Genomic DNA, 20341 nt, shown 5'->3' on the forward strand with positions numbered 1-20341 from the left:
CCCTTTTAGCTTACTTTACTCGGTAAAAAGTAAGCTAATATCTTTATTATTGTGTGTTGTGTGTGTTTTATTAAGCCGAGTTTTATTTAGGCCATGCTGTTAATTGGCTCATGTCTTGCTCTGTGTGTTGAACCTCTGGGCCAAGCATTAGGCTGTCGCCTTCGCGTACAAATACTGCCATCTCTTCAAGTGCGAGTGTGTGCTCGTAGTACTTACTCCCTTCGTAAACTTGTTTATCGGGGAAGCGAATCCAATTACCTTGAGGTAAGTAAAACTTAACTTTACCGTTTGGTACTACACACGGCACAACCAGTAATTTTTCACCGCACATAAATTGCTGATCAAAACTATGCGCCAGTACATCATCAGGAAATGCCAATGCCATGGCACGCTGAACCGGCAAGCCTGTTTGCTGCGCTTGCTCTGCACATGTTTGTAAGTACGGAATTAACTGGTAGCGTAATTTAAGTGCTGCAAATACCGCATCACTTGCTTGCTCGGTGTAAGACCACGGTTCGCGAGGACCAATACCGTGTAAGCGCATATGTGCGCTAAATACTGAAGCTTGTGCCCAGCGCACGTAAAGTTCTGCGTCGCGGGTGTCTTTGTAAAAACCACCAATGTCGGTTGCAAAAAATGGCCCACCCGACATACCCCACGCTAAACTGCCACGAATGCTTGCCGCTAAACCCTGCCAATCGGCTTGCGGGTCGCCGCCCCACTGTGCAGGAAAACGTTGGCTGCCCGTCCATGCTGAACGGCTAAACAAAAATGGCCCAGTTTTACAGTATTTTTCGGCGGCCTCAAAAACGCAGCGGTTGTACAACATGCTGTAAACGTTGTGTAGCCTAATACCGCTGTCGCCACTGTGCGATATCATATTGTCGTCTTCTAGCTGCTCGCCAAAATCCGCTTTTATCATATCTACGCCAAGCTCAAACAAAGGCTTATGCGATTCGAGCCAATATTCGTAAGCATCAGGGTGCGTAAAATCTAAAATACCCGACTCAGGTAGTGGCGTAAGTACTTCGCCAAATGGGCTTAAATCCCACTCGTATTGATACGCTTTACCTGTGCGTTTGTCTTTTATAAGCCAGCCATTTTCGGCCGCTTTAGCAAATAATGGGTTGTTTACCGAGATCATCGGGTATTCCCACACACAAATTTTAAAATCCATCGCTTTTAGTTCATCAAGCACCGGTTTTGGGTCTGCGTAGCGTGTTGGATCCCATTCAAAGGCAAAACGAGTGTCGGTGTCTTGCCATGCACGGCCATCAAGAGTAATTACATCGCACGGCATATTTTTAGCGCGTACTTCGCGGGCAACACTAAGTAATTCGTCAGCATCTTTGTAATACGCTTTTGATAAAATAACACCAAAGCTCCACTGCGGTGGTACCGGTGCAAAACCTGTTAGCTCGCAGTAACGGTTGATGCTTTGGGCTGGTGTTTGTTCTTGATATAAAAATACATCTAGCGCCTCATCTTCAACTAAACATACATATGCGCGTTGCGACCATAATGCATAACCTACACCATGGGTAACAGGCGCGGCTGTATGTACAAATAAATTCCAGCCTTCTGGGCTCCAAGCATACGGGGTATTTTTATAAGACTTTTCGGCGTTAACGCCTAGCGCATCGTGGTTGTATGAACGAATAAGTTGGCCGCGTTTATCAAGCTTGCCCCATTTTTCGCCAAGACCATACACGGCTTCGTCGTAGTTAAGCTCAAGGCTTAAAATCCAGCCGTTATCGGTTTTAGCCAGTGGCGGTAAACGGTGCTGGCGTACAAAGTGACCATCAGTTGCTGATTGCTGTACTAGCTCATCGTTTTTATACAGTTTGAAATGAAAAGGGTCGCTGTAAAATTCTAGGCGGTATTCGCCACCACTTACGCTGTAATCATTATTGTTTTTGCTAAGTGTGAGGGGGTATTCTGATGGGGTTGTGGTTAATATTTTAAATTGCTCGTCATGCGTAGTGCCTGCATTTAAACGTAAGCCAAACTGGCTTATCGTTACGCTAATATCACCAAACTGAGTGGGCAAAACCAGCACATTACCTTGCAACTTTGGCTGTGCGGTTAAGCGTGCTGGCTCTATTGCGTTCCAGTCTGGCTCACGTAATTCAAATGCATTCATGGGAGTTCCTTAACCAATTATTAGTCTTGTATAAGACACAAGTTAAATAATTGTAATCCCCATGTCAACGTAAATAAACTCAAGATGAATTATTTACATCGCGATTTTTAAAATATACCCGGCGCCGATGTTGCCACCAGCGATACACCACTTAGGCCAAGCAATGCAATTGCTATAATACGTACCCATTTAGCGTCAACGTAGGGCGTTAATTTACGAGCAAAATGCGTAACTAGCAACACTAAAGGAATAGCCACTGCAATTAAAAACATAATGTCGAGCCCAGGCAAAGTACCAAATAAAGCGATACCTACACGTACTAGTCCACCAATAGTAAATACCGCTAATAACGTACTGCGAATAGCTTCAATAGACCAACTTTGCTTATAACACTGAAACACAAGCGGCGGCCCTGAGGTTGAAAACAACCCACCAAGTAACCCACTTACTCCACCGGCTATTAAAAATGAACGAGGACGACTTTGTTTATTTGCACGCTCGCGGCCAATCAGCATTAAAGCGCAGCAAAGCAAAATGCTTACACCTAAAGCAAAATTTAAATAGTGTGTTAAATGCGACGACATATACTCAAGTAGCACAAAACCTAACAGCATTAGTGGAATACCGGTATACAACATAAGTTTTAGCTCGGGTACTTTTACCGAACTGCGGTTTTTAACGACCACGGTTGTTGAATTAACTAACCCCAGCAAACTCACTAAAAATGTAGTTGCCGTAAGTGGTAATACATCAAGCAACGTAAAGCTTGCAACCACCAGCAACCCAAAGCCAAACCCGCTAAGAGTTTGCATTACAGTGGCAAGGCTTAGGCACAGCGCCATAAGCAAAATGAGTTCAAAAGATATACTGAGCACTTTTAATTCCCTAAGGGTGAGCTATTGTAGTGTAACGATTTGTTTTTAGGCATAATGTATATTTTGCGCCTATTAAACACTACAGCAGTAGTTCACGTTTAATTGAGCTAGCGCAAATATGCGTAAAAGGTTTCACCTATGCTATAACTACAGGTGGATTAAATTTAATGGTAAATAATAATGAGTAACTCTATGTTTGATCACAAATTAAGTGGCCCAAGCTTGGCTTTTCAACCACTTTACTTACAAGTGGCTGATTATATTAAACAGCTCATTGTTGAAAGACGTTGGGTACCTGGCGAAGCACTACCAAGCGAATTTCGCCTTGCTGAAGAATTTAACGTAAGCCAAGGTACAGTCCGTAAAGCACTAAACTTATTAACCGACAATAAAATAGTAACTCGTCGCCAAGGCGTTGGTACGTTTGTATCAGAGCATACTGCGCAAGATGCCTTATTTAGGTTTTTTCCGTTACAAGCAGACGGTAAAGGTGCCGATTTGCCAAAGGCTGAACTGCTATCGGTTGAGCTTTGTGCAGCGCCAGTTGAAGTAATAGAAGCGTTACAACTCAATAAAAAAGACAAAGTTACCAAGCTTGTTCGTAGGCGTATTCTTGATAACGAATTTTGCATGAGCGAAACTATATACCTACCACAAAGCTACTTTCCTGATATACATCAAAGTAGTGATATTCCGCATACATTGTACCATTACTATCAGACCAAATTTAACCAAACTGTACACAAAACCCAAGACAGTATTAAAGCCGTACTTGCTACAATGGATGATGCCAAAATGCTTGCTATAAAAGCTGGCGATCCACTGCTGTTGGTATCACGCATTACCGAATCAATCGAAGGTAAACGTATTGAATACCGCCAAAGTAAATGCCGTAGCGATCATTACCACTATCAAATTGAACTTGATTAATTAAAAGCGTGTTTAGTGCTAAAAAACCACTTTAGCGCATAATAATTAAATATTTTTTAAAGGCAGCAAACGCTGCCTTTTTGCTGCCTGTAGGTTTTTTTAACTGAACCATTTACTGCTTTGCTATTAACACAGTATTGACACTGTTTGATTCGTATAATAACTTATGTCTTATACAAGACATAAGTCATTATGCATTTTTAACAGGAATTCCCAATGAGTTCATTAAATAATATCCCTCCAGTAGGGTTCGGTTTATGGAAAGTCGCGCAAGAAGATTGTGCACAAACGGTATACCAAGCCATTAAGGCAGGTTACCGCCATCTTGATTGCGCATCAGACTACGGTAACGAAGAACAAGTAGGCGATGGCATCGCCCAAGCAATAAACGATGGCTTATGTACCCGTGAAGAATTATGGGTAACATCAAAACTGTGGAATACCTTTCATGCACCAGAGCATGTTGGCCTCGCGATTGATAAAACACTGAGTGATTTAAAGCTAGATTACCTAGACTTATACCTAATTCATTTTCCGATTGCGCAAACATTTGTGCCAATAGAAACCCGCTATCCACCAGAGTGGTTTGTTGACCCTACGGCGCAAAACCCACAAATGGAGCTTGCAAAAGTACCTCTGTATTTAACGTGGCAAGCAATGGAAGAACAAGTACACAACAACAAAGCAAAACGCATTGGGGTATGTAATTACTCAAGCGCACTGCTTCACGATTTAATGACCTACGCAAATATCAAACCCGCTATGTTGCAAATTGAGTCGCACCCTTATTTAACGCAAGAGCGATTAGTAAGACTCGCAAAGCAGTACGATATTCCGGTTACTGCGTTTTCACCACTGGGTGCGCTTTCATACCTTGAGCTAGAAATGGCTGATAAAGCTGAATCAGTTCTTGAGCAAAGTGTTGTTAAAGCGGCTGCACGCAATCATGGAAAAACGCCAGCACAAGTAGTTCTTCGCTGGGGCGTGCAACGCGGCACTGCCATTATTCCTAAAACCTCAAAACTTGAACGCATGAAAGAAAATCTCGCACTGTTTGATTTTGAGTTAACAGAGCAAGAAATGGCGCAAATTTCTGCGCTTAACAGTAATCGCCGATTTAACGACCCTGGGCACTTTTGTGAAGCTGCCTTTAACCGTTTTCACCCAATTTACGATTAGGAATATATAATGTCAGCTACCGAAATTAACTACGCCTCAGTGCCAACTCAATTAACATTCGATGATTCGGTTTTTCCGTGCATTGTGGTTAATAACAATAACGCCAGCACCGTTGAAGAAGCGGTAGCTTTCATTCGCGCAAATAAAAGTGAATTGGCTAAAAAACTTCGCAGCTCAGGTGCTGTGTTGTTTCGCGGCTTTCCTATAAATAGTGCCGAAACCTTTGATACTTTTTCAGCCGGGTTTGACTACACAAACTTTACCTATAAAGAGTCACTGTCTAACGCGGTACGAATTAATTTTACCGAACGTGTATTTACAGCTAACGAAGCGCCAAAAGATGTAGAAATATACTTGCATCACGAAATGGCGCAAACGCCTATTTCGCCAAGTAAGTTGTTCTTTTTTTGTAAATCGGCCGCTGAAGAAGGCGGTGCTACACCTCTTTGCCGATCAGATAAATTATTTAGTGCGTTAAAAGAATACGACAGCAAGCTTGCCCATGACTTTGAACACAAAGGCCTAAAATATACCACCTATATGCCAGCCGCTGACGACGCAACATCAGGCCAAGGCCGAAGCTGGAAAAGTACGCTAAGTGTAGCAACCAAAGACGAAGCACATAATAAATTAACCGAACTTGGTTACGAGTGGGAATGGCTTGAAGACGGCTCACTAAAAGCCGTTACACCGGTACTGCCTGCGGTAGTAACTCTTGAAAATAACGTACAGGTTTTTTATAACCAACTGATTGCCGCTTACATGGGCTGGAAAGGTGTACGCGAAAACCCATCAATCGCCATTACTTTTGGCGATGGTAGTGCAATACCTAAAGCAGGACTTGATAAAATTGTTGAGCTTTCTAAAGTATTTACCTTTGATCTTGCATGGCAAGACGGTGACGTTGCTTTAGTTGATAACGAAATGGTTATGCATGGTCGTCGCCCTTTTACAGGTGAACGTAAGCGCCAAGTATTAGTAGCACTTACCGCAGCTAAAGCGTAATGCAGCGCTTAAGCAGTAAATTAAGCTGTAAAATATCACCTTTATGGCAAGGTGCCAGCATTGCTGCAATGACTGGCCTTGCCGCCTTATTTTTGAGTGAGCATTACGGCGCGCCAGCCATGTTGTTTGCTTTGTTACTGGGTATGGCAGTCTCATTTTTGTATCAAAGCGATAGCCCTTGCGCCAAAGGTATCGATTTTACCGGCACCACGGTTTTGCGTGTAGGTATAGTACTGCTAGGCACACGCATTGCGCTGGGAGATTTAGTAACACTGGGTTGGCAAACAGCACTTATGTTAGCGGGCGCCATATTTACCACTATTATTTTAGGTGTAGTGCTAGCGCGCGTATTTGGCTTACAAAAACGCTTTGGTGCCCTAACAGGTGGCTCGGTTGCTATTTGTGGAGCGTCTGCTGCGCTGGCTATCTCGTCTATTATGCCAAACAGCGAACATAAAGAACGCGATACCCTATTAACCGTTATTGGCGTAACAGCTATGTCGACTCTCGCTATGATCCTCTACCCTATTGTGGTTAATTATCTTGAGTTTGACGCCCATAATGCAGGCGTATTTTTAGGTGGCACAATACATGATGTAGCCCAGGTAGTGGGTGCAGGTTATTCGGTATCACCCGAGACAGGCGATATAGCAACCCTAACTAAGCTCGTTCGTATTGCTATGCTACTACCCGTTGTACTTATTATGATGGTCGTTATTAATCGCTCAAACAAAGGAAAACACGGAGAGTTACCTAAAGTACCTGGGTTTTTAATTGGCTTTGTAATACTTATGGTAATAAATAGCTGCTTTTCACTTCCTACAATAGTACTTGAAACTGCTAACGAACTTTCGCAGTTCTTTTTAATTGCTGCTATTTCAGCCATAGGTATGAAAACTAATTTAGGAAAACTAACCGAAGTAGGTATGAAACCCATTATTTTAATTGTGGCTGAAACACTTTGGATTGCGTTATTAATACTTGGATTTGTAATTTGGAGCTAAAGAATTACATTATTTAGGGTATATCTCAAAAAAATTTAGTAGGTAATTAGGTCATGTTTTAACCAATTAAAAGCTGTGTTTTGTCTACTCTAAAACTACGCACCAAAACAGGCTTAACGCATTGATAAAACAAAGCTTACCTTTATTTTAAAAGTATAAAATATCATCTTAATCATAACTAGTTAGTTAAAAAAACAACAAACAAATAAAGTACTTACTCTAAAATAAATTTACAATAGGGCTTGGTATATACTTTAATTTACTGTTATCCTGCCTCGCATCGGGTTGACAGAAAACCCTATTTATTTGTAAGTACCACGTTGTTTTAGTAATAATCCTTCGCGTTATCCTCAGTTAAATGTATGTTTTCTTCCTGTTAAATTGCCTAATTTAAGGCGCACTTTTATTAATCCTTAGGATACTATTATGTCTACAACTACAACTGGTACAGTTAAATTTTTCAACGAAGCAAAAGGTTTTGGTTTCATCGAGCAAGAATCTGGTCCTGATGTTTTCGCACATTTCAGCGCAATCTCTGGCGACGGTTTCAAAACTTTAGCTGAAGGCCAACGTGTACAGTTTACTGTTACTCAAGGTCAAAAAGGCCCACAAGCTGAAAACATCGTTAGCATCTAATTGCTTTCGTTAAATGGGTTAGCAATAACCCATTTTGAATACTAGTTTGAAAGAAGTTTTGTTTTATTTGTTAGTACCGAGTTGTTTTAGTAATAATCCTGCACGATATCCTCAAGTTAACTATTTTTTCCGGCTCAATCGCCTCTTTTCAGGCACACTTATATTAATTTTTTAGGATACATATTATGTCTAATACAACTACTGGTTCAGTAAAATGGTTTAACGAAGCAAAAGGTTTTGGTTTTATCGAGCAAGAATCTGGCGCAGACGTGTTCGCACATTTCAGCGCAATCTCTGGCGACGGTTTTAAAACTTTAGCTGAAGGCCAACGTGTACAGTTTACTGTTACTCAAGGTCAAAAAGGCCCACAAGCCGAGAACATTGTTAGCATCTAATTGCTACACAATTTAATGGGTTAGCAATAACCCATTTTGAATACTAGTTTGAAAGAAGTTTTGTTTTATTTGTTAGTACCGAGTTGTTTTAGTAATAATCCTGCACGATATCCTCAAGTTAACTATTTTTTCCGGCTCAATCGCCTCTTTTCAGGCACACTTATATTAATTTTTTAGGATACATATTATGTCTAATACAACTACTGGTTCAGTAAAATGGTTTAACGAAGCAAAAGGTTTTGGTTTTATCGAGCAAGAATCTGGCGCAGACGTGTTCGCACATTTCAGCGCAATCTCTGGCGACGGTTTTAAAACTTTAGCTGAAGGCCAACGTGTACAGTTTACTGTTACTCAAGGTCAAAAAGGCCCACAAGCCGAGAACATTGTTAGCATCTAATTGCTACACAATTTAATGGGTTAGCAATAACCCATTTTGAATACTAGTTTGAAAGAAGTTTTGTTTTATTTGTTAGTACCAAGTTGTTTTAGTAATAATCCTACGCGATATCCTCAAGTTAACTATTTTTTCCGGCTCAATCGCCTCTTTTCAGGCACACTTATATTAATTTTTTTAGGATACATATTATGTCTAATACAACTACTGGTTCAGTAAAATGGTTTAACGAAGCAAAAGGTTTTGGTTTTATCGAGCAAGAATCTGGCGCAGACGTGTTCGCACATTTCAGCGCGATCTCTGGCGACGGTTTTAAAACTTTAGCTGAAGGCCAACGTGTACAGTTTACTGTTACTCAAGGTCAAAAAGGCCCACAAGCCGAGAACATTGTTAGCATCTAACTGCTACACAATTTAATGGGTTAGCAATAGCCCATTAATATACTTATCTATATAATTTTTAGTCAAATATCGTCAAAATCCCCTTCTATACATATTTTCCAAGCGCCATCTCATTTGTATCCGCAACTCATTAATTAGTGCATTTTTAAACACATTTACTACTATCTCTCTTGAGCGAAAGCTTTGTATTGCCTACAATAGCGCATACTTCATTCAATATAGAATATGACCATGAACGACACTACCGCAAAACCTGCTTTACCAGATCGCCTTTCTATTAATCCACGTAGCCCACATCATGTGGAAGAAGTTTTTGAACACGATATTGGTATCACGTTCAACGGCAAAGAGCGTTTTGATGTTGAAGAATACTGCATCAGCGAAGGTTGGATAAAGTTTGCATCTCCAAAAGGGCTTGATCGTCGCGGACAACCACTTTTACTTACAAGAAAAGGCACTGTTGAAGCCTTTTATAAGTAAGCTAATACTACCTACTAAAAAAGCGACACCTTATTGGGTAGTCGCTTTTTTTGTGCCCTTTTAATAGGTTGAGCTTTTTTCATGCCCAACCTGATGAAGTTTCATTATGATTTTTTAAAAAATATGTTTGAATAGCGCCATATTATTTAGACATATAGAAGTCCATAAGTGAAAAAGGTAACAATTTTAGATGGCGGCATGGGACGTGAACTTAAGCGCATTGGCGCACCATTCTCACAGCCACTTTGGAGTGCACAAGCACTTATAGAAGCCCCACACTTTGTAGCACAAGCTCACCAAGGTTTTATAGATGCTGGCGCCGAAATAATTACGGTTAATAGTTATGCCTGTGTGCCCTTTCATTTAGGTGAACAACGCTACGAAAGCCAAGGCGCGTTACTCGCAGAGCAAGCTGCCCTTATTGCTAATAAAGCAGCAAATAATGCAAAGCAAAACGTACTGGTTGCAGGATCACTACCACCTGCATTTGGTTCATACCGTCCCGATTTATTTGAAAGTGAACGTGCTTTTACTATTTTAGATACATTATACAATGCGCAAGACGAGCATGTAGATTTATGGCTTGGCGAAACAATATCGAGTATTGAAGAAGCGCAAGTAATGGCAAGCGTACTTAAAGGCTCAACTAAGCCATGTTATTACGCATTTACCCTAAGTGACGAAGTAACTGAGCAGGCAACACTTCGTTCTGGAGAGCTGGTAACCGATGCCATAACGGCACTACTTGAGCAGCAAAACATTGCAGGTATTTTCTTTAATTGCTCTATCCCTGAAGTTATTGAGCAAGCACTGCGTGATACTAATAACGTATTAATTAAGCAAAATAAAAAAGTATCGTTAGGCGCATTTGCTAACAGCTTTACTCCTATTTCAAATGCTCACAAAGCAAATGAAGCAGTGCAAGACTACCGTGATTTATCTCCTGACGAGTATCTGGAATTTGCAAAACAATGGCATAGCCTTGGCGCAAATATTATTGGTGGTTGCTGCGGAATTAATCCAAGCCATATCGAAGCACTCGTACAATGGAGAAACGCCATTGAAAAACCTTAACTTTGAGCTGGCTATTCCTGCAATTACATTAGTGATTACCTTATTAGTTATCTCAACTTTATATCCAGAGCAGTCACAATTATTAGCAAGCAACGCCATGCATTTTGTAACAGGCTGGTTTGGTTGGTTAGTAGAGCTTGTGAGCTTGGCTTTAGTTGGTTTTTTATTTTGGTTAGCTTTTTCAAAGTACGGATCTATTAGATTAGGTGAAGAAAAAAAAGAGCACTCTAACTTTTCGTACGGCGGTATGATTTTTACCGCAGGTGTAGGTGCTTCTCTTATATATTGGGGAATTGGCGAGCCTATGTATTATTTGCAATCGCCACCACTTTTTGCCGAACCAAATAGCTACGCAGCAGCAGCTTGGTCTGTTACTTATTCTATTTTTCATTGGGGCGTGACTGGCTGGGCCATTTACTGCTTTCCGGCAATTCCGTTTGCGTACGCGTTTTACGTACAAAAAAAGCGTACTTTAAGACTTTCAACGCTTTGCGAACCGGTAGTAGGTAGCAATCCTATTATTACTAAAGCAATTGATTTACTTGCAATTTTTGGCACCCTCGCAGCTTTTGCAAGCTCGCTGGCGCTTACCGTATCTTTATTAAGTACTGGCGTTTCTGCATTATTAGGAATTAAAAACAGCTTATTACTCCAAGGCAGTATTATTTTATTATTTGTTTTAATGCTTGTTGCGGTAATGCTTGTTGGCTTTAAAAAAGGCATTAGTAAAGTGTCCGACTATACGGTTGTAGCAGCAATATGCTTTGCCTTGTTTGTATTACTTGTGGCTGACTCTCAGTTTATTTTAAATAACTTTACTGACTCAATAGGTGTCATGCTCGATAACTTTTTTAGAATGTCACTTTGGACCGACCCAGTTCAAAAAAGTGGTTTTTCGCAATCGTGGACTCAATACTATTGGTTTTGGTACTACGCTTATTTAATTATGATGGGGCTTTTTATTACCCGCATTTCGCGTGGACGTACTATTAAAGAAGTTATTTTGTACACTATCTCGATGGGTTCACTCGGTTGTGCATTCTTTATATCAATCTTTGGTGGTTATGCAGTATGGGCACAATTAATTGGTGGCTTACCTGTTCAACAATGGATGAGTGAAGGCGGTTTAACGTTTGCAGTAGTTTCACTAATTCAAACTCTACCATCGGGTAATATTGGCTTAGTATTATTTTTGATTATTCAATTTTTTTTAATGCTAACGACTATGTCAAGCGCAAGCGTTGCCACCGCTATGTTGACAACTAATAAACTAGAGCTAAATGGCGACCCCGATCATAAAGTTAAGCTTCTATGGGCTGGTGCAATTGCACTCATTAGTTTTAGCGTATTTTTATGCGGTGGTGGAATAGATACTATTAAGTCACTCTGCGTTGTAGCAGGCCTACCAATGATGTTTATTTACATGATCTTAGTAAAGCAATTAATGATGCAACTAAAGGGTGTAAATCAAATAGAAGCGCTTGAGCAGTATGAAAGTATAAATTCTGAAACGGTTAAAGTGAATTAGAAACATTTTAAGGCCTCATGTTATGAGGCCTTATTTACTATTACTGAGCATGTTACTACAGCATGAAAGAGGTCGCCTTTTAAAACAAAGAAGCCTTAGTATTTAAAATAAATCAGTATTAATTTAGCCGACGAGAGCCATACCACCAGCAACAACTAAGCGTTAAACCATTTGATCCAATTTGCTACCTGAACACGGGCAGTTGTCGTCATTCTGTTTAAGACATTGCTGATAATTAAACCAATGGGCCACAGCAATAAAAGCCGAGCCTATTAAGGTTAGTGCTTTTTCGGCTATTTCATGCCCTAGTAATACTGCGCATATCATAAAGGCTAGCCCAATAACGCCGCAGGCCATATAACGTAAACGTTTATGCTTTTTACAGCCTAAGCTTAATGCCAATAAACTGGTTGGCAGTACCGCCGCAAGAATCCATAAATGAAATTGTTCACTATCTATTTGCAGTACGGCAAAGCTTGGTAATAACGCTAAAATAACCGGGGTTGCAAAACAATGCACTGTGCACATTACCGATAACCCAATTGCTATACGATCCATAACACTTTGACTCGACTTCATTATTTCCTCAACTGAATCAGTGCCTCCAATCAAAAACGCTACTTTTAAGGAGGCTTTTTAATAACATAAGTTAATTACTGTTGATATATTATAACATTACTCGCATAATTGATATAATATAACATCTAACAAGGTAGTCAAATGAAACGTAGATCACAATTAGCTGTTCTCATAGCAGCTTTATTGCCGGCTAGTGTGCTGGCATCCACTATTGAAGGCGTTGTTTTAAACAACAAAGGTAAAGTAGTTACCAATGCAACGGTAGAAGTTGAAGGCTCAGACCTTAAAGTAACCACCGATGAAAACGGTAAATTTGTAATAGCAAAGCTAAACAATGGCTTAAAAGAGCTTCACGTTGTAGCCCCTGGTTATGCGCATCTTCATCGCGATATAACAATAACTAATGATGGAAACCAATCGGTTACTTTTAATTTAAAGCGCTCGCCTATTGAAGTTATTGATATTGAAGCAACCCCTATTCATATGTCGGCAATGGAATCTGCATCGCCTGTTAGTGTTTTATCTGGCGAACAACTAAGGCGCCAACAAGCCGCAACCCTTGGCGATAGCCTTGAAAAACTCCCAGGCGTTAATACAAATTTTCACGGAAAAGTAGCCAGCACACCTATTATTCGTGGCTTAAGCGGCCCGCGTGTACTCATTACTCAAAATGGCCTTGATGTAAGTGATGTATCGCGCGTTGGCCCCGATCACTCTGTTGCATCGGAGGCGTCTACCGCACAACAAATTGAAGTATTACGCGGCCCTGCAACACTGTTTTATGGCAGTGGCGCAATTGGCGGTGTGGTTAATGTAGTAGATAACCGCGTACCAACCGACAGCACAACACGCGGCGAATGGAACCTAGAACATAACTCGGTAGATAACCAAAAAGTGGCCTCGTTTAATGCCACCACAGGCACAGACTCGGTGGCTTTTTACGCCGATGCATTTTGGCGTGAGGCCGATGACTACGGGGTACCTGTAGCTGCCGATATAGATAGCGACGGTGAAGGCCATAGTAGCGATTACAAAGTTGAAAACAGTAATGAAGAGTCTGACGGTTTTACTGTTGGCGCTAGCTATTTAATGGATAACGGCTTTATTGGCTTAGCAGTAGAGCAATTTAATCGTCAATACGGTATTCCTGGTCATACGCACGGCGAGGAAGAAGAGGAAGAACACAGCGACGAAGAAGAAAGCGTATTTGCTGATTTAGAGCAAACTAAAGTGCAATTATTAGGTGAGTACAACCTAGATAATAAATGGCTAAACAAAGTTAACCTGCGCGCTGGCCATACCGACTACGAACACGCTGAAATTGAAGGTGGCGCTGTAGGCACCAAATTTAAAAACGAAACAAACGAATTACGCATAGACCTACTACATAACCAATTTAGCGAGTGGAATGGCGGCATTAGCTTTCATTACAAACAAAGCGATGTTGAAGCACAAGGTGAAGAGGCCTTTACGCCTCCATCAGAAACCGAAAGCTTTGCTGTAGCACTAATGGAAGAAAGGCACTTTGGGGATTTTTTAGTGCAGTTAGGTGGGCGCATAGAGAGTGTAACAATTGCAGCTGGCGACGTATTACTGCCAAATATTGACGCTCACGCACATGATGAAGCGCAAGAAACCGACGAGCATGATCACGACCACGAAGAAAGCGCAGAAACCACTCGCGTATTTGACGTAGAGCATGAATTTACACCAGTCAGTTTATCGGCAGGGGTAGTATGGGATTTTACATCTAACTATAATTTAGGACTTTCTGTATCGCGCTCTGAACGTGCACCTTCTGCCTCTGAATTGTTATCGTTTGGGCCGCATATTGGTACTGGCACCTACGAAGTAGGCGCACTATTTGATTTAGATGAAGATGGCCATTTAGGTTTATCTGATCAAGCAATTGACCTAGAAACTGCCAATAATATCGATTTAACCCTACGTAAAACTCAAGGCGATGTTGGCTTTATTTTAAATGCCTTTTACAACCAAGTAGATAACTACTATTACCAAATAGACACTGGTTTATACGCACAAAGTGGCCACGACCATGGCGATGAAGAAGAAGGCGCTGACGAACACGACCATTCATCAGAACTCCCTGTTTATTTATTTAAAACAGACGACGTAATTTTACACGGTTTTGAAGCGCAAATTGCGTGGCAATTAACCGATGAGTTTAAAGTAGATTTATTCTCTGATTACGTGCGTGCACGCCTTAAAGACGGCGGCGATTTACCCCGTACACCACCGCTTCGTTTTGGTAGCGAGTTAAGCTATCAAACAGATAAACTCAGTGCGCATATTCACGTTACTCGCTATCAAAAGCAAGACCGCACAGCCCCACAAGAAACAGCAACAGACGGCTACACATTGATTGATGCAAGCATCTCTTACGACCTTTCAGTATTAAACCAAGATATGTCTGTTTACCTGCGTGGCACCAACTTAACAGATACAGAAGCACGCGTGCACAGCTCGTTTGTAAAAGATATAGCACCACGTCCAGGGCGTAGCTTTGCGCTAGGCATTCGCGGTTATTTTTAAGCATTAAAAAATTATAATTAAGGGAAATAAACATGAAAAAACTATACAAATTAAAGCTTATTGCACTGGCTATTAGCACTACATTTATTACAGCCTGTGGCGATGCAGAAACTAAAATTGTAGAAAAAGATCCTATTGTTGTAGAAGACGAACACGATCATGACGATGATGATCACGACCATGATGATGGCTACACAATTGATTCATTAGGCAGATTAGCTGTGCTTGCAGGCAACAGCAACGAAGCCTGCTTTTATGACCTAGATGACAACGCTTTACTTGAAACATTTACCCTGACGAATGATTCAAACACGCTATCGTCATCACCTGATTTTCGTTATGCCGTTATTGCAAGCCGCGCACAAGATTACTTAGGCTTTATTGATGGTGGTTTATGGCGTGAAGACCATGGCGAGCACCTGCACGATTACGAGCAAAGCCCAGCGGCTAGCAGCTATGAGTTAACAAGTGGTAGTCGCCCTACACACTTAATAACTCACGACGGGCAATTAGCTGTTTTTCATGATGGTGATGCAGACTCAGGCACGGTTGCTTCTGTTGAAGTATTAACAGATAACGACATAACAAGTGCAACAGCAAGCCTGCCTAGTATTAGCTACGATATTAATATGCACGGTGTAGCAGAGCCTCGCAGTGAGCATTTATTATCAACACTTCGCCGTGATGACAGCGAAAGCACATCGGTTGCTAAAGTATTGCCAGACCAAGTAGGTGTTTATCATTTTCATGATGGTGAATACGAGCTTGAACAAACCTTAGAAGTTACGTGCCCTGATTTGCACGGCGCGGCACAAAACCACGACTACGTAGTATTTGGCTGTAGCGATGGCGTGTTATTAGCCCACCAGCACGATGATGAATACGAAGCTGAAAAAATAGCGAATATTGCTGCCGTTGGCGATTTACGCATTGGTAGTATTTATGGCCACGAAGATAGCGAGACCTTTATTGGCGTAGCGTCTGGCCATGGTGGCGGCGAAGCCGTAATTGTAACTATTAACCCTGTAACAGCACAAATGGAAGAACTAGAATGGCAACTAGCCGATGGCGCAAGTGCTGTGTCGTACTCTTTCTCTGCCCATGGCGAGCACTTTTTAATATTAGACAGCTTAGGCTTTTTAAATGTATTTAGTGCACACGACCATGATGGCGAAATGCATTGGGAGCTTGAAGGCCAAGTTGATATTACCGAGCAAGATGTATCAACCATGCCAGAGGGTATGAGCTTTAGCATGACAGTGGCGCAAAATGGTCAGTTTGCTTACGTTGCCGACCCGATTGCTCAGCACGTTGTGCAAGTACACCTTGAAGACTTAGAAATTGAAAGTGAGCTAGAGCTTACTTTTGCTCCTAGTGCAATTACTTGGTTGGGTATTGCGCAAGAGGAGGAAGAAGACGATCACGACCATTAAGTTAATAAAAACTTGAGTAACTAGCTCACTCTTTAATTACATATTAAAAAATAAACCCATCATTAGCCAAGCTAATGATGGGTTTTAAATAACAATTTTTCTAACGTCAGTAATTTTACTGTATTACTCACTTACAGTGCTATACACCCAATCAAGCCCTTGTATTGCTGTAGTAGGAAATGCTGTTGCATGGCTAGCCCCTTCAATAACAACACTTTTTAATTGTATTTTATCACTGTTAAGTGCATTAATTTTTTGCACCAATTGCTTGGCACCCTCAACCATATTTTGCCCTTCACCAAAAGCTGGTGTTTCCTTTTCACCCACCGAAATATAAACCTTAATAGCTGTTTTTGGCCTGTGTACCTTAAACTTTAACAATGCATTATTATTAAACCAAATAGACGGGCTACCAATAATATAATGGCTAAATAAATCCGGTTCTGTAAATAAAATAGTGGCACCAAATAAGCCGCCAAGCGAGTTACCTATGTAGGTTTTTTGTGTATGACTGGCACGGTAGTTTTGCTCAATATAAGGAAACACAGTGTTTTTAATAAACTTAATGTGTCCTTGCGCATTACCTGTTTGTTTTTTCCAATCTTTTGTAAAGGTAGGTGTGTAGTCTCTAATTCGACTAGCTGATCCAATAGACCCTTTTTCATAACCAATGGCGACAATAATTGCTTGCTGCATTTTTCCGGTATTCATAGGAAATCGTGTTGCCCCTGCCACTATAGGAAACGTGTACGGCGCATCGGTTAAGTAAATAACTGGATATGTTTTATCCGGCTTATTTTTATATGACTTAGGCAATTGAATGTAAACAGAGTAAACACGCTTACTAGAAGGTTCTGTTAGTTCAATAACGCTACTTCTAGGAATTTCGTAAGGCGTATTTGCACTTAATTTAAAACAAGTTAATACACAAAGCAGTAATAACAGCTTGGTTGGTAACTTCACTTAATTTCCCTTTATAAACTATAGCTACACTTATATGCGCCTAGACAGCAAAAAAGGCAGCGCCTCACAGAGGTAGCTGCCTAGTATAAAGTGATTATAAAACTTTACTTAGAACGGTTTCGCCAACCACTCCATACATCATCTACATCATCGGCTTTATTTTTTTTCTTTTTCTTGCCTGTACCTTCTGGTTTTGCCATTGGCTTTTCATTTTTAAGCGCATCAGCAGCATCAAGATTAGCTTGGTTTACAGCAAAACCGGTTACTTCTTCACGCTCTAAACGTAGCTTGTTTTTCTTCTCGATTATTTTAAAGTGATGCAAATCTTCATAATCAACCAATGAAAGCGCTAAGCCAACTTCACCAGCACGGCCGCTTCGGCCAATACGGTGCATATAATCAGAAGGGCTGCGTGGTAGGTTAAAGTTTATTACCACTGGTAGCTTTTCAATATCTAAACCACGCGCAGCAATGTCGGTGGCAATTAGCACCTCTATTTCGCCGGCTTTAAATTTTTCTATTACGCGAGTACGCTCAGTTTGGCCTTTATCACCATGAAATACTTGTGCGTTCACGCCGCGTTTTTCAAGCTTGGCCGCTAAATGCTCACAGTCTTTTTTAGCGTTTACAAAAATAAGTGCTTGGCGCCATTTATGCGCTTTAATTAAATGCGCTAAAACCGTAGTTTTTTCGCCTTTATTAACTGTAAATACGCGCTGTACTAAGGTGCTTTCGTCTTTGTTTTGTACTTGTATTTCAACTGGGTTATTTAGTAGTTCTTGCGTTAATAGCTTAACTTGCTCAGGGAAGGTTGCTGAAAACAACATGGTTTGTTTTTTAGCAGGCATTAACGCTAAAAGATCAGCCAGCTCTTCGGTAAAGCCAAGGCTTAGCATACGGTCGGCTTCATCAAGCACTAAGGTCGTCACTTTATCGAGCTTAATCGCATTGCTTGAGATTAAATCGAGCAAACGCCCTGGCGTTGCAACAATAATATCGGCGCCGCCGCGTAGAGCCTGCATTTGTGTATTAACCGACACACCACCAAACACGGCCACAGTTTTAATTGCGCCATTAAAGTTAGCAGAATACGATTTAACGCTATCGGCCACCTGCGTAGCAAGCTCACGCGTCGGTACTAAAATAAGCCCCGTTACAAAATTACCTTTGCTGGCAGTATTTTTAGCGCCCTGCTCTAAAAATAGGGTTTGTAGCATAGGTAAAGCAAACGTCGCTGTTTTACCTGAGCCAGTATTTGCCCCCGCAATTAAGTCACTTCCCGTCAAAATACTCGGAATTGCTTGTGCCTGAATAGGTGTAGGTTGTGTGTATTCAAGATCAGACAATCGAGCAATTAGCTCTGGAATTAGGCCAAGTTCGTTGAAATTACTAGGATTTGCGGCTGAGGTCATAAAATTTGCGGGCTCATTACTAAAATAGCCTGCAATTTTAGCGTATTTATTACCCGTTAAGTAGGGGTTAGTGATTTTAATGTGGTTTTAGAAAAAGAGAAAAGCTGTTACTCCCTTTTCTCTTTAAATATATAACAATCGAGTTGGATTAAAAAGTGGTTATGTTTCGTCTTTGCCTAAAGCTATTTGTAGTCTAGCTTTTGTTTCTTTTAAGTAATTTATATAAGGGTATGAGTCATCTGCAATTGCTAGAGCAGATTCCATCTGTTCAAGCGCTTGGCGAGTATCACCCTGCATTTCATAGCCATAAGATAAGGCTGAAAGCGCATCGACTGATTTTGGGTAGTTTTTTATATTGTACTTAAACACCTCTATAGCGCGGGTAAACTGCTTGCTGCCCGTTAAGTTATAACCGAGTGATCTAACAGCGCGGTCTGGTGGAGATATCTGTTCGCCCCATTGCTGAGATAACTTTTTATAATAAGCATTAATAGATTCTATATCATCGCTTAAAGCACTCATGGGCATTTGTTTAGGCAAAAATAAGTTGTGATAGGCATTAAATGCACCAGCAACGGAAGTCAGGTTATGCGAGACACCGTCAAACGCATCACTAAAGAAGCGTAGCTCTCGCACTTTATGCGATTGCAGTGATTGCTGTAATTCATCGTACCTTTCGCGCATTATCCCGGCTTCTTCGCCAACATTGATATAAACGTAGTTATTCAGGTCTTTCGTTTTAGCTATAAACGATTTTGTACTTTTTACCGATGCGCCATAGTTCCACCAAACGGCAGGGCTGTAAGCAATATGCGCTTGGAAAAGCTCAGGGTTAGCTTGCATAGTATAAAGTGCAAACACGCCTGCTGCTGAGCCCCCAGCAATCACATTAAAGTTATGCGTACGATAGTTTTTATTAATTAAGGGCATAAGCTCTTGCTCAATAAATGCTAAAAACTTTGCTGCACCACCGCCTTCACCTACCGGGCCTTGTGGCTCTTTATTAACTGTGGGGTATAAATCTCTTAAGCGATTGGTGTTTTCAATAGCGACAATAATAACCTCAGGCGCACGATTATTATTTTGCAGTCGATCAATTACAGCACTTATAAGCGGTATGTTACCCGCGCCATCTAGGCGATAAATAACTGGATAAACTTTGTTTGGATTAGCTTGGTAACTCTTTGGAAGTTGAACTACAACGGTACGTAGCTCATTTAAAATTACTGAATTGATAGTATGCGTTTGTTGCGTATAGCTAATGGTTTGCTGTTTTAAATCAGGCTCTGCAAGTGTGTTATTAGAAACTATAAATAAGCTACATATAAAAATAGCAGTGAATAAACGCATAGCTAAT

Annotated in this window: 19 protein-coding genes; 13 read left to right on the forward strand and 6 right to left on the reverse strand. The window is 40.9% G+C overall.

What is annotated here, in order from left to right; translation table 11 throughout:
- Positions 1-82 precede the first annotated feature (82 nt).
- Complete coding sequence (locus FFU37_RS15205) at positions 83-2143, reverse strand: glycoside hydrolase family 31 protein (protein WP_138489839.1); 2061 nt, start codon at positions 2141-2143, stop codon at positions 83-85.
- 107 nt (positions 2144-2250) lie between these two features.
- Positions 2251-3018 (reverse strand): sulfite exporter TauE/SafE family protein, encoded by a 768-nt coding sequence (locus FFU37_RS15210; protein ID WP_239022705.1) that lies wholly within the window; start codon positions 3016-3018, stop codon positions 2251-2253.
- A 180-nt stretch (positions 3019-3198) separates the two neighbouring features.
- Between FFU37_RS15210 and FFU37_RS15215 the strand changes: the two genes are divergently transcribed.
- The 11 genes from FFU37_RS15215 to FFU37_RS15265 all read left to right on the forward strand — a co-directional run bounded on the left by FFU37_RS15215 (position 3199) and on the right by FFU37_RS15265 (position 12044).
- On the forward strand, positions 3199-3948 hold the full coding sequence (locus FFU37_RS15215) for a GntR family transcriptional regulator (RefSeq protein ID WP_138489840.1): 750 nt from the start codon (positions 3199-3201) through the stop codon (positions 3946-3948).
- Positions 3949-4164: 216 nt separating this feature from the next.
- Positions 4165-5127 (forward strand): aldo/keto reductase, encoded by a 963-nt coding sequence (locus tag FFU37_RS15220; protein ID WP_138489841.1) that lies wholly within the window; start codon positions 4165-4167, stop codon positions 5125-5127.
- Between the two features lie 9 nt (positions 5128-5136).
- Positions 5137-6132, forward strand: coding sequence for a TauD/TfdA family dioxygenase (locus FFU37_RS15225; protein ID WP_138489842.1), 996 nt, complete (start codon positions 5137-5139; stop codon positions 6130-6132).
- Positions 6132-7136, forward strand: a complete 1005-nt coding sequence (locus FFU37_RS15230) for a YeiH family protein (protein ID WP_002960225.1) — start codon at positions 6132-6134, stop codon at positions 7134-7136. Before FFU37_RS15225 ends, FFU37_RS15230 begins: the two co-directional genes overlap by 1 nt.
- Positions 7137-7562: 426 nt before the next feature.
- Positions 7563-7772, forward strand: a complete 210-nt coding sequence (locus FFU37_RS15235; protein ID WP_024595869.1) for a cold-shock protein — start codon at positions 7563-7565, stop codon at positions 7770-7772.
- A gap of 185 nt (positions 7773-7957) precedes the next feature.
- The gene (locus FFU37_RS15240; RefSeq protein ID WP_007580429.1) at positions 7958-8167 is read left to right on the forward strand and encodes a cold-shock protein; all 210 of its coding nucleotides are present in this window, start codon (positions 7958-7960) and stop codon (positions 8165-8167) included.
- Between the two features lie 187 nt (positions 8168-8354).
- Positions 8355-8564 carry a cold-shock protein gene (locus FFU37_RS15245; RefSeq protein ID WP_007580429.1) on the forward strand — a complete coding sequence of 70 codons (210 nt, stop codon included), beginning with the start codon at positions 8355-8357 and terminating at the stop codon, positions 8562-8564.
- A gap of 188 nt (positions 8565-8752) precedes the next feature.
- Complete coding sequence (locus FFU37_RS15250; RefSeq protein WP_007580429.1) at positions 8753-8962, forward strand: cold-shock protein; 210 nt, start codon at positions 8753-8755, stop codon at positions 8960-8962.
- A 231-nt stretch (positions 8963-9193) separates the two neighbouring features.
- Positions 9194-9442 (forward strand): DUF3297 family protein, encoded by a 249-nt coding sequence (locus tag FFU37_RS15255; RefSeq protein ID WP_002963088.1) that lies wholly within the window; start codon positions 9194-9196, stop codon positions 9440-9442.
- 168 nt (positions 9443-9610) lie between these two features.
- The gene (locus tag FFU37_RS15260; protein ID WP_138489843.1) at positions 9611-10516 is read left to right on the forward strand and encodes a homocysteine S-methyltransferase family protein; all 906 of its coding nucleotides are present in this window, start codon (positions 9611-9613) and stop codon (positions 10514-10516) included.
- Positions 10503-12044 (forward strand): BCCT family transporter, encoded by a 1542-nt coding sequence (locus FFU37_RS15265; RefSeq protein ID WP_138489844.1) that lies wholly within the window; start codon positions 10503-10505, stop codon positions 12042-12044. Before FFU37_RS15260 ends, FFU37_RS15265 begins: the two co-directional genes overlap by 14 nt.
- Before the next feature lie 162 nt (positions 12045-12206).
- On the opposite strand, the gene FFU37_RS15270 is transcribed toward FFU37_RS15265, so the two are convergent.
- On the reverse strand, positions 12207-12623 hold the full coding sequence (locus FFU37_RS15270) for a MerC domain-containing protein (RefSeq protein ID WP_138490047.1): 417 nt from the start codon (positions 12621-12623) through the stop codon (positions 12207-12209).
- Between the two features lie 141 nt (positions 12624-12764).
- Here FFU37_RS15270 and FFU37_RS15275 point away from each other — a divergent pair, with 141 nt between their 5' ends.
- Both FFU37_RS15275 and FFU37_RS15280 read left to right on the forward strand, forming a co-directional pair.
- Positions 12765-15176 carry a TonB-dependent receptor gene (locus tag FFU37_RS15275; RefSeq protein ID WP_138489845.1) on the forward strand — a complete coding sequence of 804 codons (2412 nt, stop codon included), beginning with the start codon at positions 12765-12767 and terminating at the stop codon, positions 15174-15176.
- A gap of 32 nt (positions 15177-15208) precedes the next feature.
- Positions 15209-16609 (forward strand): 5-methyltetrahydrofolate--homocysteine methyltransferase, encoded by a 1401-nt coding sequence (locus FFU37_RS15280; protein WP_138489846.1) that lies wholly within the window; start codon positions 15209-15211, stop codon positions 16607-16609.
- Between the two features lie 123 nt (positions 16610-16732).
- Here FFU37_RS15280 and FFU37_RS15285 read toward each other — a convergent pair whose 3' ends face one another.
- The 3 genes from FFU37_RS15285 to FFU37_RS15295 all read right to left on the reverse strand — a co-directional run bounded on the left by FFU37_RS15285 (position 16733) and on the right by FFU37_RS15295 (position 20334).
- The gene (locus FFU37_RS15285) at positions 16733-17572 is read right to left on the reverse strand and encodes an alpha/beta hydrolase (RefSeq protein WP_138489847.1); all 840 of its coding nucleotides are present in this window, start codon (positions 17570-17572) and stop codon (positions 16733-16735) included.
- Between the two features lie 104 nt (positions 17573-17676).
- Positions 17677-18984 (reverse strand): DEAD/DEAH box helicase, encoded by a 1308-nt coding sequence (locus FFU37_RS15290; protein WP_138489848.1) that lies wholly within the window; start codon positions 18982-18984, stop codon positions 17677-17679.
- Positions 18985-19143: 159 nt separating this feature from the next.
- A complete protein-coding gene (locus tag FFU37_RS15295) occupies positions 19144-20334 on the reverse strand; it encodes an alpha/beta hydrolase-fold protein (protein WP_138489849.1) in 1191 nt (396 codons plus the stop codon).
- Positions 20335-20341 lie beyond the last annotated feature (7 nt).

The sequence above is a fragment of the Pseudoalteromonas distincta genome (genome assembly GCF_005877035.1).
Taxonomy (GTDB): Bacteria; Pseudomonadota; Gammaproteobacteria; order Enterobacterales; family Alteromonadaceae; genus Pseudoalteromonas; species Pseudoalteromonas distincta.

Bases quoted from the DNA above. Each gene is read 5' to 3' on its own strand.
- FFU37_RS15235 (WP_024595869.1), top strand. From the start codon at position 7,563: ATGTCTACAACTACAACTGGTACAGTTAAATTTTTCAACGAAGCAAAA.
- FFU37_RS15245 (WP_007580429.1), top strand. From the start codon at position 8,355: ATGTCTAATACAACTACTGGTTCAGTAAAATGGTTTAACGAAGCAAAA.
- FFU37_RS15255 (WP_002963088.1), top strand. From the start codon at position 9,194: ATGAACGACACTACCGCAAAACCTGCTTTACCAGATCGCCTTTCTATT.
- FFU37_RS15230 (WP_002960225.1), top strand. From the start codon at position 6,132: ATGCAGCGCTTAAGCAGTAAATTAAGCTGTAAAATATCACCTTTATGG.
- FFU37_RS15290 (WP_138489848.1), bottom strand. From the start codon at position 18,984: ATGACCTCAGCCGCAAATCCTAGTAATTTCAACGAACTTGGCCTAATT.
- FFU37_RS15205 (WP_138489839.1), bottom strand. From the start codon at position 2,143: ATGAATGCATTTGAATTACGTGAGCCAGACTGGAACGCAATAGAGCCA.
- FFU37_RS15220 (WP_138489841.1), top strand. From the start codon at position 4,165: ATGAGTTCATTAAATAATATCCCTCCAGTAGGGTTCGGTTTATGGAAA.
- FFU37_RS15270 (WP_138490047.1), bottom strand. From the start codon at position 12,623: ATGAAGTCGAGTCAAAGTGTTATGGATCGTATAGCAATTGGGTTATCG.
- FFU37_RS15295 (WP_138489849.1), bottom strand. From the start codon at position 20,334: ATGCGTTTATTCACTGCTATTTTTATATGTAGCTTATTTATAGTTTCT.
- FFU37_RS15250 (WP_007580429.1), top strand. From the start codon at position 8,753: ATGTCTAATACAACTACTGGTTCAGTAAAATGGTTTAACGAAGCAAAA.
- FFU37_RS15215 (WP_138489840.1), top strand. From the start codon at position 3,199: ATGAGTAACTCTATGTTTGATCACAAATTAAGTGGCCCAAGCTTGGCT.
- FFU37_RS15225 (WP_138489842.1), top strand. From the start codon at position 5,137: ATGTCAGCTACCGAAATTAACTACGCCTCAGTGCCAACTCAATTAACA.
- FFU37_RS15280 (WP_138489846.1), top strand. From the start codon at position 15,209: ATGAAAAAACTATACAAATTAAAGCTTATTGCACTGGCTATTAGCACT.
- FFU37_RS15240 (WP_007580429.1), top strand. From the start codon at position 7,958: ATGTCTAATACAACTACTGGTTCAGTAAAATGGTTTAACGAAGCAAAA.
- FFU37_RS15275 (WP_138489845.1), top strand. From the start codon at position 12,765: ATGAAACGTAGATCACAATTAGCTGTTCTCATAGCAGCTTTATTGCCG.